Source organism: Rhodococcus sp. Z13_19A (assembly GCF_058133575.1).
Window position 1 is genome coordinate 1,134,720 of the sequence record NZ_JBYUNN010000001.1, and the last position, 14,955, is coordinate 1,149,674.

Annotated in this window: 13 protein-coding genes; 10 read left to right on the forward strand and 3 right to left on the reverse strand. The window is 70.3% G+C overall.

Going from position 1 to position 14,955, the window contains the following annotated elements; genetic code table 11:
* Positions 1-24: 24 nt before the first annotated feature.
* The gene (locus AC3YNX_RS05300; RefSeq protein WP_127781666.1) at positions 25-837 is read left to right on the forward strand and encodes a lysophospholipid acyltransferase family protein; all 813 of its coding nucleotides are present in this window, start codon (positions 25-27) and stop codon (positions 835-837) included.
* The gene (locus AC3YNX_RS05305) at positions 837-1,790 is read left to right on the forward strand and encodes a class I SAM-dependent methyltransferase (RefSeq protein WP_489994811.1); all 954 of its coding nucleotides are present in this window, start codon (positions 837-839) and stop codon (positions 1,788-1,790) included. The genes AC3YNX_RS05300 and AC3YNX_RS05305 overlap by 1 nt, the downstream gene beginning before the upstream one ends.
* Here AC3YNX_RS05305 and AC3YNX_RS05310 read toward each other — a convergent pair.
* Positions 1,721-2,602, reverse strand: coding sequence for an LLM class flavin-dependent oxidoreductase (locus AC3YNX_RS05310; protein WP_489994812.1), 882 nt, complete (start codon positions 2,600-2,602; stop codon positions 1,721-1,723). The two genes, AC3YNX_RS05305 and AC3YNX_RS05310, sit on opposite strands and share 70 nt — an antisense overlap.
* Before the next feature lie 36 nt (positions 2,603-2,638).
* Here AC3YNX_RS05310 and AC3YNX_RS05315 point away from each other — a divergent pair, with 36 nt between their 5' ends.
* Positions 2,639-3,457 (forward strand): HAD family hydrolase, encoded by an 819-nt coding sequence (locus AC3YNX_RS05315; protein ID WP_489994986.1) that lies wholly within the window; start codon positions 2,639-2,641, stop codon positions 3,455-3,457.
* Positions 3,458-3,554: 97 nt separating this feature from the next.
* On the opposite strand, the gene AC3YNX_RS05320 is transcribed toward AC3YNX_RS05315, so the two are convergent.
* The gene (locus tag AC3YNX_RS05320) at positions 3,555-5,540 is read right to left on the reverse strand and encodes a DUF6541 family protein (protein WP_489994813.1); all 1,986 of its coding nucleotides are present in this window, start codon (positions 5,538-5,540) and stop codon (positions 3,555-3,557) included.
* Between the two features lie 644 nt (positions 5,541-6,184).
* On the opposite strand from AC3YNX_RS05320, the gene AC3YNX_RS05325 reads away from it, so the two are divergent.
* Positions 6,185-7,201, forward strand: coding sequence for a glycosyltransferase family 2 protein (locus AC3YNX_RS05325; protein WP_489982360.1), 1,017 nt, complete (start codon positions 6,185-6,187; stop codon positions 7,199-7,201).
* 10 nt (positions 7,202-7,211) lie between these two features.
* Here the strand turns inward: AC3YNX_RS05325 and AC3YNX_RS05330 are convergent, their stop codons facing one another.
* Entirely contained in the window at positions 7,212-7,820 is a 609-nt protein-coding gene (locus AC3YNX_RS05330; RefSeq protein ID WP_489982361.1) for a class I SAM-dependent methyltransferase, read from the reverse strand.
* A 137-nt stretch (positions 7,821-7,957) separates the two neighbouring features.
* On the opposite strand from AC3YNX_RS05330, the gene glf reads away from it, so the two are divergent.
* From glf to AC3YNX_RS05360, 6 genes are all read left to right on the forward strand, one after another.
* Complete coding sequence (gene glf, locus AC3YNX_RS05335; protein ID WP_127781680.1) at positions 7,958-9,193, forward strand: UDP-galactopyranose mutase; 1,236 nt, start codon at positions 7,958-7,960, stop codon at positions 9,191-9,193.
* 7 nt (positions 9,194-9,200) lie between these two features.
* A complete protein-coding gene (locus tag AC3YNX_RS05340) occupies positions 9,201-11,111 on the forward strand; it encodes a glycosyltransferase (protein ID WP_489982362.1) in 1,911 nt (636 codons plus the stop codon).
* Positions 11,104-12,447 carry an acyltransferase family protein gene (locus AC3YNX_RS05345; protein ID WP_489994814.1) on the forward strand — a complete coding sequence of 448 codons (1,344 nt, stop codon included), beginning with the start codon at positions 11,104-11,106 and terminating at the stop codon, positions 12,445-12,447. Before AC3YNX_RS05340 ends, AC3YNX_RS05345 begins: the two co-directional genes overlap by 8 nt.
* On the forward strand, positions 12,444-12,968 hold the full coding sequence (locus AC3YNX_RS05350; protein ID WP_489994815.1) for a phosphatase PAP2 family protein: 525 nt from the start codon (positions 12,444-12,446) through the stop codon (positions 12,966-12,968). Before AC3YNX_RS05345 ends, AC3YNX_RS05350 begins: the two co-directional genes overlap by 4 nt.
* Positions 12,965-13,876, forward strand: coding sequence for a decaprenyl-phosphate phosphoribosyltransferase (locus AC3YNX_RS05355; protein ID WP_127781684.1), 912 nt, complete (start codon positions 12,965-12,967; stop codon positions 13,874-13,876). The genes AC3YNX_RS05350 and AC3YNX_RS05355 overlap by 4 nt, the downstream gene beginning before the upstream one ends.
* A gap of 107 nt (positions 13,877-13,983) precedes the next feature.
* Positions 13,984-14,898, forward strand: coding sequence for a cutinase family protein (locus AC3YNX_RS05360; protein ID WP_489994816.1), 915 nt, complete (start codon positions 13,984-13,986; stop codon positions 14,896-14,898).
* The last annotated feature ends 57 nt before the right edge of the window (positions 14,899-14,955 follow it).

A 14,955-nucleotide genomic window follows, 5' to 3' on the forward strand; every position in this document is an offset into this window, starting at 1 on the left:
CCGGCAACCGCTAGCCTCATTGCCGTGGAACCTGTCTATGACTCGGTCATCACCTTCGCCCGCGGCATGTTCGCGGCCCAGGGCCTGAAGTTCACCGTCACCGGGTCGGAGAACGTCCCGCGCGTGGGCGGGGCCGTGCTGGTGATGAACCACGTCGGCTACCTCGACTTCACCTACGCCGGCCTGGGTGCTCGGCCGGCCAAGCGCCTGGTGCGGTTCATGGCCAAGCAGGAGGTCTTCGAGCACCCGGTGGCGGGGCCGCTGATGCGTGGGATGCACCACATCCCGGTGGACCGCGCAGCCGGGGCGGGGTCTTACCACTCAGCCGTGGAGGCGCTGCGGGCCGGCGAGATCATCGGCGTGTTCCCCGAGGCCACCATCAGTCGCAGCTTCGAGCTCAAGGGCTTCAAGTCCGGCGCGGCGCGGATGGCGGCCGAGGCCGGGGTCCCGCTGCTGCCGATGATCATCTGGGGGTCCCAGCGAGTGTGGACCAAGGGCCACCCCAAGCGGCTGGGCCGCACCAACACCCCCATCCACATCGACATCGAGCCGCCCGTCTCGGCCGAGGGAAACCCCGCTGCGGTGACCAAGCAGCTGCACACCCAGATGAGCGCGCAGCTGGAGAAGGTGCGCGCGGCCTACCCCGAGCACCCGAAGGGCGCCTTCTGGGTGCCGGCGTCGCTGGGTGGTGGCGCCCCCACGCTGGAGGACGCCGAGGCGCTCGACCGCGAGGAGACCAAGGCGAAGGTGGCGGCCCGGCGCGCCAAGATGGAGGAGCTGCGCAAGAAGGGCAAGCTGCCCCCGACCATCGCCCCCGCCCCGAGCTCCGACGCCTGATGGGCCTGCGGGACGCCGCACGAGCCAAGCTGCAGCGCGCGCTCCGGGAGGTCCTGGACCAGCAGGCGCAGGAGCAGGACGGGAGGCAGACCGAGCGGCACGAGGAGCTGGGCCGCGAGCTGGGCCTGCTGCGCGCGGAGATCGCCAAGCTGCACACCGACGTCACCGCGCTCGCCGCGGACAGCGCGCGGGCGGAGACGCTGGCCGACGTGCGCACCGAGCTGGGGGTGCTGCACGAGAAGCTCCGCCAGGTCGAGGTGCGCGCGCGGCGAGACCTGCACTACCGGGCGGAGGTGCGGGCCGCGACGGAGTCGGCGGCGTTCGCGCTGGAGCACATGCCCACCGTGCCGACGTTCCCGCACCCCGACGAGACGCTGCGCCACGCCGCCGGGCTGGTGACCGGACCCGGCCTCGCCCTGGAGCTCGGCGTCGGCGGCGGACACACCCTCCGGCTGATGCGCGAGCTGCTGCCCGAGCGCCGGGTGGTGGGGTTCGACGTGTTCACCGGCCTGCCCGAGGACTGGCGCACCGGCTTTCCCGCCGGCGCCTTCGCCCAGGACGAGCCACCGGAGGTGCCCGGAGCCGAGCTGGTGGTGGGGCTGTTCGCCGACACCCTGCCCGGCTTCCTGGCCGACAACGACGAGCCGGTGGCCTTCCTGCACCTGGACGCCGACCTGTACTCCGCCACCGTCACGGCGCTGGAGCTGATCGGGCCGCGGCTGCGCGAGGGCTCGGTGGTGCTCTTCGACGAGTACTTCAACTACCCGGGCTGGCAGCAGGGCGAGCACCGCGCCTGGATGGAGCACGTGCAGGCCACCGGGCTGAGCTTCCGCTTCGACAGCTACACCTACGACCACGAGCAGGTGGTGGCGGTGGTGACCGGTCAGGCCCCCAATGCGCCGGAGGATGCCAGCTCTGCCGCTGCCTCGAGCACGGCCACGTCGCCGGAGTAGATGCCCTCAGCCCGGGGGTGGTGCACCACCACGTCGGTGAAGCCCAGCTCGCCGGCTCGGCCCGCCGCGTCGGTGAACGCCGCCACCGAGCTCAACGAGTACACCGGCGCGGAGTCCAGGTTCAGGTAGCGCTCCAGCACGCGCCCCTCGGCCAGGTCGTCCAGGCGCCGCACCAGCCCCGCCACTCCGCGCCACCACGCCTGCTGGCCGTCGGCCGGGTCGGTGCAGCCGGTGGTGGCCCAGCCCTGACCGTGCGCGACGGCCACCCGCATCGCCCGCGGCCCGTTGGCCGCGATCACGAAGGGCAGCCGGGGCTGCTGCACGCACCCGGGCAGCATCCGGGCGTCCACTGCCGCGTAGCGCTCGCCGGTGGCGGTGGTGGCCGGCTGGGTGAGCAGCTCGTCGAGCAGCCCGGTGAACTCGGCGAGGCGGCGCACCCGCTCGCCCGGGGTGAGCAGCTCCTGGCCCAGCACCCGCGCGTCGAAGCCGGTGCCACCGGCGCCCAGGCCGAGGGTGAAGCGGCCCTGGGACAGGTCGTCCAGGCTCAGCAGCTCCTTGGCGAAGGGCACCGGGTGGCGGTAGTTCGGGGAGGCCACCCAGGTGCCCAGCCGGATGCGGGAGGTGACCAGGGCGGCGGCGCTGAGGGTGGGGACGGTGGCGAACCACGACTCGTCCACCAGCGACTGCCAGGACAGGTGGTCGTAGGTCCAGGCGTGGTCGAAGCCGAGCTCCTCGACCCGGCGCCACTGCTGGGCGGCCCCGTCCGGGCCGTGCCAGCGGGCTTGGGGCAGCAGCACTACTCCGACGCGCATGTGGGCGACGGTAGCCGTCCCGACCGACACGGCATGATGGCGGTCGTGCAGACCCCCCGGCTCGTGGCCACCGACGTCGACGGCACCCTCCTGGACCGCAACGACGACATCACCCCCCGCACCCTGGCGACGGTGCGGGCGCTGTGGCAGGACGGCGTGCCCTTCGTGCTGGTCACCGGTCGCCCGCCGCGCTGGGTGGGCCCGGTGGTGGACCAGCTGGGCTTTGCGCCGCTGGCGGTGTGCGCCAACGGCGCGGTGCTCTACGACACGGCCACCGAGCGGGTGCTGCACTCGCAGACCCTGGACGTGGCGCTGCTGCAGCGGGCCACCGAGATCGCCAGGGAGGCGATCCCGGGGTGCGGCCTGGCGGCGGAGCGCGTCGGTGCGCACGACTCGGCCACCCCGCAGTTCGTCACCGCCCCTGGCTACGCCCACGCCTGGCTGAACCCGGAGAACACCGAGGTGAGCTCGGACGAGCTGACGTCGGAGCCGGCGGTGAAGGTGCTCGTGCGGCACAGCGAGATGGCCAGCGCCGACATGGCCGAGCGGCTGCTGCCGCTGTTCGACGGCGCGGTGGACCTGACCTACTCCACCAACAACGGGTTGGTGGAGCTGTCCGCGCCGGGGGTGACCAAGGCCAGCGGCCTGGGCCGGGTGGCGACGCAGCACGGGGTGGCGCAGACCGAGGTGATCGCGTTCGGCGACATGCCCAACGACGTGCCGATGCTGCGGTGGGCGGGCCACGGGGTGGCGATGGGCAACGCGCACCCGGATGCCCTGGCCGCGGCCGACGAGGTGACCGGCTCGCACACCGAGGACGGGCTGGCCCAGGTGCTCGAGCGCTGGTGGAGCTGACCGTCCTCAGTGGCCAGGCGGCATGAGACCGCAGTGGGTGTTGTCGCTTGCTCGCCCTGGTGCGCCACGCTGAGCACGACGCCCCGCAGAACTGCAGCTACCGGCCGGTGTCCGGCTGCATCTCCGACGAGGACGGCTGCACCTGAGCTGGAGGCGTGACTCCGTCACGGGAGTCGTACCGGTAGATCACCGCCTCGCTGTTCTGAAACACCTTCGTCAGGCCCGGGACGCCATCGAGGGCGAGCAGACCCGGCTGACGACCCTTGTGCGGAGGGACGAAGCCCTCGCCGACCACGACCCAGCCGACCCGCAGGTTCGCCGCCGTTTGGCGCACCTCGGGCATGATGTCGATCTGGTTGAAGAATCGGATCAGCAACAGCCGGTCCCGCCCGTAGACGTTCGAGTCTCCGCCAATCGGGGTGGGAAATGCCATGTCGATGTCGTTGAGGGCATAACCCCATCCCATGCCGTCATAGGGATCGTTCAGCACGGTGGAACCATCGTGGACCGTCGCCAGGTACTCCAGTGCCTGTTGTTCGCCGGCGGACAGCGTGGGGCCGTTCCCAAATGCGGAACGGAGCTGCTCCAGCTGCACCGAGCCGTACCCAAAACCAGTGGTGATCCAGATCGCCAGGAAAGCGACCCCAAAGGTGGCCGGGCGGACGATGGACCAGCTGAGGCCGCGGAACCTTCCCCAGTGCGGCTTCAGCAGCGCGAGCAGCCGGTCGCGCACGGCCACCAGGCCGACGCCGGCGATCAGGATTGCCGGTAGCGCGAACAACGCGGCCAGGCGCTGCGTGGTGTCCCACCACAGCGAGGTTATGGAGAGGGCCCAGTCGGTGTCGTAGGCGGCGGCAAGCACAAAGATGACGAGGTAGATCGCCGCAGCCCCGAGGGGCGCCCACATGGTCACGGTTCGCGCACTGACCACCATTCCCACGAAGAACAGCAGGGCGAGAATCCACATGGGTGACGTGAGCCCGAAGTGGAAAGTGGTGAGCATTCCGATCGCAGAACCAGGTGTGGTGATGGCCGGCCAGTCCACGCCGGTGGCCTCGGACGCCCCCGAGACCAGCGAGCCCAGAACCGGGTAGGCCAACACTGCGGTGACTGCACCGGCGACAGCAAGAGCAACGAGGCCTGGAACCACGGCTCGCCGCAAGGTGGCGGCACGAACAAGGACGTGCAGGAAGCACCACAGTGCTGCGCCAAGCCCCACCGAGGGGTGGGTGGCCATGATGCCGGAGAAGATGAGCGCGAGAGTCAGGACAGTGACTACGGCTGGCTGGATGATGACTCGGTCGAGCGCGGCGATCAGTGCAGGGACCGCCACGAGTGCCAGCGTGTACGGGTACAGCGGACCGTAGACGATGGTGCCGAAAGGGAAGTAGGTGGAGAAGGTCGCGAGCAGCACGACGGCAATGGTCACCGCCGGACGGGTGGACACCGTTCGGGCAAGCGTGACCATGGTGAGGCAAAACAAGGCGGGCATGACTACCGAGAAGGCATTGAGCGTTTCGAGAGGCGAAATGGGCAGGAGGTCGCTCACCAGTGCGCCCAGCGCGTGATAGACGTCCGGGTAGTAGTAATCAGCTTTATCTGGCTGGTTGATCACGTTGAGCACCGCGGAATCCGCGTCCTGCACCTCGGCAATGCGCCTGATTGCTGAGGCGTGGAACATTGCATCCCAGCCCTGCGGTACGGCGGTGAGGCGCCTCGTGGCGCGAAGGACGAGCGCACTGGCCCAGGCTCCGGCGGCGAGCACCGTCAGCGTCACCACGAGGTGGTCCGCGGGCCGCCAGCTCGGAGCCTCCTGGCGAGCCTCTTGCCGTGGTGCGTCCGCGCCACGGGTCCGCCACGGTCGGCGCAGCACGAGCAGAAGGATGCACAGCAGCGCCAGTCCCACTGCTGCTGCCCAGGGCGCCCACGCGAGCCCCAGTGTCGAGGTGGCGAGCGCAAGGACTCCGGCAACGCCCAAGGTCAGAGCGGGAGCTGATCCGAGCAGCATCCACCCGCGCAGACCCACCGCCATTCCGGCTGCGAGACCCGGGAGCGTCAGGATGAGCGCGGTGACCAGGAGCACACCAAGAACAGGAGCCAAAACATTCCTTCGCTCGAGTGTCCAGCCCGCCGTTGGCGGAGGCACACCATCGATTGCCTCAGTCGACCCTAGTCAGGTTTGACCGGTGGGAGCCGCGGCGCAGAGCCCTCGAAACGGTTGCCCACTGCGCCGGCGCGAGACAACCTACACCCCTCCAACCCGCCCACCCGGCCGCGGCCGTGGCGGCCCAGTGCCGGTGGCCGGATGCGGGAAGCGTTGCACCGGGAGGGTATTGACGCGCCTGATGGGCGTGGCTGTTGGTGAAGGGCGGCGCAGGTCCGTTCCTCGGTCCCCGAAGGCCCTCCCGCAGGTCAAGCCTGGCCGCCCTTTGTCCATGGGGAGCAAAGCAGTCGTTGTGGCGGTGGAGTCTGCTGCAGGCACGCTTCCTTCCGTGGTGGCCGCTGGTGGCCGGTTGCTCTCCCGCGCACTACCCCGGCCGCCGTGCGCCGCACCCTTGGCGACATGATCGTGCCCCGGGCCCGGCGTGGTGAGGCTGCCCGGCGGCGGTGCTTGGCGGCTGGCCAGCTGCGCAGTGCTGCTGGTGGCGATGCGCGGTCCGGCTGCGCCGCTCGCTGTGGCTCGAGCCCGGCAGCGCAGCTGCCAGCAGGTGATCAGGAGGAACACGCGTGAGAACACCATCGGTCGGCGTAGTGGTGCTGGCGTGGCAGGACGAGCCCTGGCTGGCGGAGTGCCTCGACTCGGTACTGGCCAGCACCGGCGTAGCCGTGCAGGTGGTGTTGGTGGACAACGGCTGCACGCGAGCGGACCTCGACCAGCTGGTCGACCGTCCCGGGGTCACGCTGTTGCGGCCGGGCACGAACACCGGGTTCGCAGGTGGGTGCAACCTGGGGGCAGAGAAGCTCGAGGACGAGTACCTGGCGCTGGTCAACTCGGACTGCCTCCTGGAGCCCGGCACCCTGGCGCAGCTGGTGGCCGAGGCGGCCCAGCCCGAGGTGGGCCCCGTGATGGCCAGCGTCCGGCTCGCCGACCGGCCCGAGCTCATCAACAGTGCCGGCAACCCGGTGCACGTCCTCGGTGTCTCCTGGGCGGGGCGGCTGGACGAGCGGGAGGACCGCACTGCCCCCTACGACGTCACCGGTGCCAGCGGCGCTGCGCTGCTGCTGCGCCGCTCGCTCTGGCAGCAGCTGGGGGGCTTCGACGACTCCTACTTCGCCTACCTGGAGGACACCGAGCTCAGCCTGCGGTGTCGGCGTCTGGGGCTGCGGGCGCGTTGCGTGCCCACTGCGATCGCCCGCCACCACTACGAGTTCTCCCGCAACCCCACCAAGATGTACCTGATCGAGCGCAACCGGTTGATGCTGCTGGCCACCACGTGGCCAGCACGAGCTCTGGCCTTGCTGGCGCCGCTGCTGGTAGTGCTCGAGATCGGCATCCTGGGACAGGCGGTGATGCAGGGCTGGGGACGCCACAAGCTCCGCGGCTGGGTGTGGCTGTGGCGGCACCGGGACCACCTGCTCAGCCGGCGGGCAGCGATGCGGGCTGAGGCGCAGGTTCCCGACGCGGAGTGGATGTCGACTCTCACGTCGAGGCTGGACCCGCACGTCGTCGGCTCAGCCGCAGCCACCCGCGTGGTCAACGCCGGCGTCACTGTCTACTGGCGGCTGGTCCACCGACTGCTGTGAGGCAGGGTGGCTAGCCGGCCGGGGTGCGCGCGACCACGACGAACTCGTTGTAGGGAAAAGCCTTCCCGGCAAACCTGGGCAGCGGGAATGACATGGTCCTGGTGACGACGAGGCCGAGCTGCTCAGCGAGCGTGGTCAGCGCGTCGATGTCGAAGAAGGTGGTGTGGGTGGCGTCGGTGGCGAAGCCGCGCTCCTGCGGGCAGATCAGCACGACGACCGAGTCCGGCTCCAGGTACGGCAGGTAGGCCCCGACGATCGCCGCCTCCTCGCCAGGGGGGAGGTGCTCGATCACGTGGGCGAGCAGCAGGCCGGAGAAGGACCCGAGATCAGCGGCGGATGGCAGCTCGGCGGTGGTGTGCGCGGAGAGGCCCAGGGCCCGACAGTGCGCCACTGAGTCGACGTTGTGGTCCACCCCCACGCTGCCAGGGGAAAGGGCCACCAGGTTCCTGCCGATTCCACACCCGACGTCCAGGACGCGGCGCTGCCCGAGCAGGCGGTGCAGGTTCCACCGGTACGGCCGCTGGACGTCCAGCACCTGCTTCCACCGAGGCGTGCTGAGCTTCACCAATCGCTCGGTGTACTCCTCACCGGTGGTGTCCGGCGGCTCGTCGTGGCTCATTCGGAAAACCTACACGCAACGGGCACAAGGAGAACGCTGGTCAAAGTGGCGCCGTGGTGGGTGGCGGGGGTGCATCTGCGCAGGAGCCTGCGCGCGCCGGGTCGCTGGCACACGGACGTCCGTTACCCTAGGTCCCCGTGACCTCTTCCTCTGACGCGGCAAGTGTGCAGGCAGATCAGCGCTACGACCTCATCATCGTCGGCTCTGGCTTCTTCGGGCTGACGATCGCCGAGCGTGCCGCCACCCAGCTGGGCAAGCGGGTGCTGGTGCTCGACCGCCGCCACCACATCGGGGGCAACGCCTACTCCGAGCCTGAGCCGGAGACGGGCATCGAGATCCACAAGTACGGCGCCCACCTGTTCCACACGTCCAACCAGCGGGTGTGGGACTACGTCAACCAGTTCACCGACTTCACCGGCTACACCCACCGGGTGTTCACCGTGTTCAAGGACCAGGCGTACTCCATGCCGGTGAACCTGGCGACGATGTGCGCCTACTTCGGCAAGTACCTCACCCCGGACCAGGCGCGTGCGCTGGTGGCCGAGCAGGCCGCGGAGATCGACGGCAAGGAGGCCGCGAACTTCGAGGAGAAGGCCGTCTCCCTGGTGGGGCGCCCGCTGTACGAGGCGTTCTTCCGCGGCTACACCGCCAAGCAGTGGCAGACCGACCCCACCGAGCTGCCCGCGGAGATCATCAGCCGGCTGCCGGTGCGCTACACCTTCGACAACCGGTACTTCAACGACACCTACGAGGGCCTGCCGGTCGACGGCTACACCGCGTGGCTGGAGAAGATGGCCGACCACGAGCTGATCGAGGTCCGGCTGGACACCGACTTCTTCGACGTGCGCGAGGAGCTGGTCGCCGCCAGCCCGGACGCGCCGATCGTCTACACCGGCCCGCTGGACGCCTACTTCGACAACGCCGAGGGTGAGCTGGGCTGGCGCACGCTGGACTTCGAGCAGGAGGTCGTGCCGGTCGGGGACTACCAGGGCACCCCGGTGATGAACTACGCCGACACCGACATCGCCTACACCCGCATCCACGAGTTCCGGCACTTCCACCCGGAGCGGGACTACCCCAAGGACAAGACGGTGATCATGCGGGAGTACTCCCGCTTCGCCGAGTCCGGGGACGAGCCGTACTACCCGATCAACACCGCGGAGGACCGGGCCAAGGTCGCGGCCTACCGCAAGCTGGCCAAGACCGAGACCGCCCGCAAGGGCGTGCTCTTCGGCGGACGGCTGGGTACCTACCAGTACCTTGACATGCACATGGCCATCGCCAGCGCGCTCTCCATGTTCGACAACACGCTGGCCCCGCACTTCACCGAGGGCCGGGCGCTCGCCGAGGCTTCAGAGACGCCGGAGGACTGATCTACAGATGACCGCCACCCAACAGCTCACCGACACCACCGAGTCCACCCAGGCGGTGTCCTTGCTGCAGCGCGTCATCCTTCCGCGCAGCGGCGACCCGCTCGACCTGCGGGCGCTCTACCTGGACGAGGACGAGACCAACCGCAAGCGCTCCCGGGCGCTGAGCCGCACTGCGCTGGAGCTGCCCGCGGAGTCCGAGGTGTCCTTCGCGACCTACTTCAACGCCTTCGCCGCCAGCTACTGGCGCCGCTGGACGGTGCTGGACAAGGTGGTGCTGCAGCTCAAGCTGAGCGGCAAGTGCCGGGTGGACGTCTACCGGTCCAAGGCCGACGCCACCATCATCCACGCCGACGGCGCAGTCGTGACGGCCACCGACGACACCACCCTGGAGTTCGCGCTCGACCTGGCCCCGTTCGAGGACGGCGGCTGGCTGTGGTTCGACGTCACCACCGACGAGGGCACGGTCACGCTGCACGAGGCGGCCTGGTTCGCCGCCCAGGAGTCGTCGGTGCGCGCCTCGGTCGCCATCGGCATCACCACGTTCAACCGGCCGGACGACTGCGCCGCCGCGCTCAGCGCGATCGGTGAGGACCCCGCCGTGCTGGACCTCGTCGACGCGGTATTCGTCGCCGACCAGGGCAACCGCAAGGTGGTCGACGCCGCCGAGTTCCCCGCGGCAGCGGCGCAGCTCGGCGACCGCCTGCGCATCCACAACCAGGGCAACCTCGGCGGCAGCGGCGGGTTCTCCCGCGGCATGTACGAGGCGCTGAACACCACCAGCTGCGAGCAGATCCTGCTGATGGACGACGACATCGTCATCGAGCCGGACAGCATCCTGCGGGCGGTGGCCTTCTCCCGGTTCACCGAGCGCCCCACGCTGGTGGGTGGGCAGATGCTCAACCTGCAGGCCCGCTCGCACCTGCACTCCATGGGGGAGGTCGTCGACCGCGACAAGTTCATGTGGCGCGCGGCCCCCAACGTCGAGTACGACCACGACTTCGCCAAGAAGAGCCTGCGCCAGACCGCGCGCATGCACCGGCGCATCGACGTGGACTACAACGGCTGGTGGATGTGCCTCATCCCGCGCGTGGTGGCCGAGGAGCTCGGGCTGCCGCTGCCGCTGTTCATCAAGTGGGACGACGCCGAGTACGGCCTGCGCGCGGGCAAGGCCGGCTACCCGACCGCGACCCTGCCCGGCGTGGCCATCTGGCACATGCCCTGGTCGGACAAGGACGACGCCACCGACTGGCAGGCCTACTTCCACCTGCGCAACCGCCTGGTGGTCGCCTCGCTGTACAGCAAGTACAAGCGCGGCGGCGGGATGATCCAGCACAGCATGAAGAGCACCATCAAGCACCTGCTGTCGCTGGAGTACTCCACCGTGGCCCTGCAGAACCTCGCCATCCGCGACTTCCTGGCGGGCCCGGACGCGCTGTTCGACCAGCTGCCCACCGCGCTCGGCGAGGTCCGCTCGGCCCGGTCGGAGTTCGACGACGGCAAGGTGCTGGCCTCCTCGCGGGCGCTGCCCCTGCCGTCCATGGACGCGGTCAAGGCTGAGCGCTTCCTCAAGCCGCCGACCAACCCGGTGACCATCGGCGCCACCCTCGCCGCCTCGCTGGTGCACAACGTGCTGCCGGTCAAGGAGGAGCACCACCACAACCCGCAGCTGAACATCGCTGCCCAGGATGCGCGGTGGTTCCTGCTCGCGCGCCTGGACGGTGCGACGGTGGCCACTGCCGACGGCCGCGGGGTGGCCTACCGCAAGCGCAACCCCAAGACGTTCTGGAAGCTGCTGGGGGAGTCGGTGCGTGCCCACGCCGAGCTGCGTCGGGAGTTCCCGCGGCTGAGCAAGACCTACCGCCAGGGTCTGCCTGCACTGACCTCCCACGAGTCCTGGCGTCGCATCTTCAATGGCTGACGACGCAACCGGGCAGGTTGCGGATCGTCCTCTCCAGGACCCCACGGCGGGCACCGGCACCCGGTCGGGCGGCGGGAGCCGGTCGCGCAGCGGAGGCCACTCCGGCAACCGTGCGCCAGCCGGCACCGCCCAGCGCGCAGCGGCGCCCACGGGCACCGTCGGCGGTGGCGGGGAGATCCGCTCGCTGACCGGCCTGCGCATCGTCGCCGCGATGTGGGTGGTGGTGTTCCACTTCCAGTTCACCCCCGGCGACGCCTACACCCGCTTCTGGGAGCCGTTGCGCCCGATCGTGTCCTCCGGGGCGCTCGGCGTGGACCTGTTCTACGTGCTCAGCGGGTTCGTGATCACGCTCACCTACCTGACCAAGGTGGGCCCGCGGCTGCGGGTGCGGGCAGCACTGGTGTTCCTGTGGGCGCGGATCTGCCGGATCTGGCCGGTCTACGCCACCGTCACCACGCTGTTCCTGGGCTGGCTGCTCTACAAGCAGACCCGGGTGACCGACGGGTACCTGGCTTACCAGACGGTCCAGCCCGACCTGACCGTGTGGAGCTACCTGCAGCAGCTGCTCATGGTGCAGCTGTGGACCCAGCCGTACTTCGACGGTGTCTCCTTCGTCGGCCCGGCCTGGTCGATCAGCGCGGAGTGGGCCGCCTACCTCGCCTTCCCGCTGCTGGTGCTGGTGCTCTACCGGGTCCGCCGGCTGCCCGCCCCGGTGCTGGGGGCGCTCGCGGTGGCCGTCATGGTCCCCTTCGCCTACCTCAGCTACACCGGCGAGGAGGCCGGTCTGCGCTACGCCTGGCTGCTGCGGATCAGCTGTGGCTTCCTGGCCGGTGCCCTGACCTACCTGGCGGTGCGCAACGTGGGCGCGGCCTCCCGGCTGCGGCGCTATGCCCCGCTGCTGACCGCGATCGCGCTGGTGGAGATCGTCCTCGGCCTGCTGTGGGCCTCCTGGCGCGCGCCCCAGGGCGGCTACGGCGGAGTCGTCGTGGTGATGTTCCCGGTGCTCGTCGCCGGCCTCGCGCTGCACCAGACCGGTCTGGCCAAGGTGCTGGCGCACCCGTGGATGGTGCACGGGGGCCGGATCTCCTTCAGCATCTACCTGGTGCACGTGCCGGTGTTCGAGATCTTCTGGACGGAGATGGCTCTGCGATCCTCCCTGGCCCCTGGCACCGCGCTGGCCACCTTCCTCATTCCGCAGGTGCTGCTGCTGGTTGTGCTGCTGGGTCACCTCTTCTACCGCTTCGTGGAGGAGCCGGCCCGGGTGTGGCTGCGCCGACACGGGCCGAAGTCGTCCTCGGTGCGGGTCACGCCGGTACCCGTGGCGGCAGGGCCGTGAGCGCCGTCGAGGTCCGCGCGCTGGCCGCGGTGCAGCGGAACCTGGCCCACCGGCCCGGTGTGCTCGCCGGCGCTCGGGCGATGTCGCACTTCGGTGAGCACGCGTTGGGCTGGGTGGCTCTTGCTGGCGCCGGCGCCGTGCTGGACCGGCCCCGCCGTGCTCGGTGGGCCAGCGCCGCGGTGGGGGCGGTCGGCGCCCATGCGGTCTCCATCGCCGTCAAGCGGGTGGTCCGTCGTCCCCGGCCCGACCACCCGTCGGTGCGCGTGGGCGTCTCCACGCCCAGCAAGCTCAGCTTCCCGTCCTCGCACGCCACGTCCACCGCGGCCGCTGCCGTGCTGCTGGGCCGGCTCACCGGCCTGCCGCTGCCGGCGCTGCTGGTGCCACCGATGCTGCTGTCCCGGCTGGTCCTGGGCGTCCACTACCCCTCCGACGTGCTCGTGGGTGCTGCCCTGGGCGCGGCTACCGCCCAAGCGCTCCTCACGGCGCAAGATCGACATGGCCTTCCAGGAGGAGATCGATGAGCACACCAGACACCACTGTCACGGGCCCACCCACCGCCCCGATGTCGCTGCCCGCCGGCCTGCTCAAGGCCGTCCGACCGAGGCAGTGGGTGAAGAACGTCCTGGTGCTGGCGGCGCCGGTCGCCGCAGGCAAGGTCGGCGAGCTGTCGATCCTCGGCGATGCCGCGATCGCCTTCCTGGCGTTCTGCCTGGCCGCGTCCGGCGTCTACCTCGTCAACGACGCGATGGACGTGGACGCCGACCGTGCCCACCCGCGCAAGCGCCACCGGCCCATCGCGGCCGGGGTGGTTCCGGTGCGCCTGGCCTACGTGCTGGCGGTGGTGCTGCTGCTGGCCAGCATGGCGCTGTCGCTGGTGGCGTCCTGGGAGCTGCTGGTGGTGATCGCGGTATACGTGGCCGTGCAGCTGGCGTACTGCTTCGGGCTCAAGCACCAGCCCGTGCTGGACATCTGCATCGTGGCCTCGGGCTTCCTGCTGCGGGCCATCGCCGGTGGCGTGGCGGCCGGTCTGGAGCTGTCGCAGTGGTTCCTGCTGGTGGCGGCCTTCGGCTCGCTGTTCATGGTCTCCGGCAAGCGCTACGCCGAGATGCGGGTGGCCGAGCAGACGGGCGGCAAGATCCGCAAGTCGCTGGAGAGCTACACCTCCACCTACCTGCGCTTCGTCTGGACCATGTCGGCCACCGCCGTGATCCTGTCCTACGGGTTGTGGGCCTTCCAGCTCAACGAGACCAGCGACTCGGTCTGGTCGGTCATCTCGATGGTGCCGTTCACCGTCGCCGTGCTGCGCTACGCCGTGGACGTCGACGGCGGCGTGGCGGGGGAGCCCGAGGAGATCGCGCTGCGCGACCGGGTCCTGCAGGTGCTCGCGGTCGCGTGGCTCGTCGTGATTGGAATCTCTGTCTACGCATGACCGGGGGCTTGGACCGGTAACGTGCTCAGGCTGAACCCCAGAACTGCGCCGCTGCCCCACCCGCGGTCAGGTCGGGTGTTCGCAGCAAGCAGGAGGAGGTCCGGTCAATGAGCAACGCCTACCAGCCGCGGAAGCGGCGCTGGGGCATCTGGCTCGTGGTGCTGGTGGCACTGGTGGTGGTCGGCTCGGTCCTCACCCGGCTGCCCGGGTCGGGTCCCGACACGCCCGAGGTTGGCCCGGGCCCCGGCTCCACCGCCACCCAGCCGCCGGGGACCTCCGCCCAGCCGCCGGCGACCTCGGCCAAGCCGGCCGGCTGTCCGGACGTGCAGGTGGTGTTCGTGCCGGGCACCTACGAGACCAACCCGGGGGCCAACCCTGGTGCGCCTGCGGGCCTGCTCGCCGCGGTCGCCAACCCGCTCACCGCGCGGTTCGGCGGGGACGCCGGCCGGGTGAGCACCTACTTCGTGCCGTACCTGGCGCAGTTCAACAACCCGACGCCCTACCTGGCGAGCGAGCAGGACGGGGTGCGGGCCGCCCGGGCAGCCATCGCCGAGACCACCAAGCGCTGCGCCACCACCAAGTTCGCCCTGGTCGGCTTCTCCCAGGGGGCGGCCGTGGCCGGCGACCTGGCTGCCGAGATCGGCCAGGGCGGCGCGGTGATCCCACCGGAGAAGCTGATCGGAGTGGGTCTGGTGTCCGACCCCAACCGCAACGGTGCCGCGGACCGGCTCATCGGCGCCCCGGTTGCCGGCGCCGGCCTGGGCGGGCCGAGGCCGAAGGGCTTTGGCGCGGTGGGGGACCGGGTGGTCACCTTCTGCGCTCCCGGCGACCTGATCTGCGCGACCCCGCCGAGTGCGACCAACCTCGCCAACCTGCCTGCGACGCTCGCGCTGGTGGGCCAGTACATGCAGAGCAACGTTCACTCGTCCTACGCGACGTACAAGGTGGAAGGCGCAACGTCTGCCACCCAGTGGCTGGCCGGATGGCTTGCCGCGCGCGTGGAGGAGGTGCCCAAGGGCTGATCTGTTGACATGATCGTCAGGAAACGTACGCTTCGGACACGCGACCGGCCCAGGCAT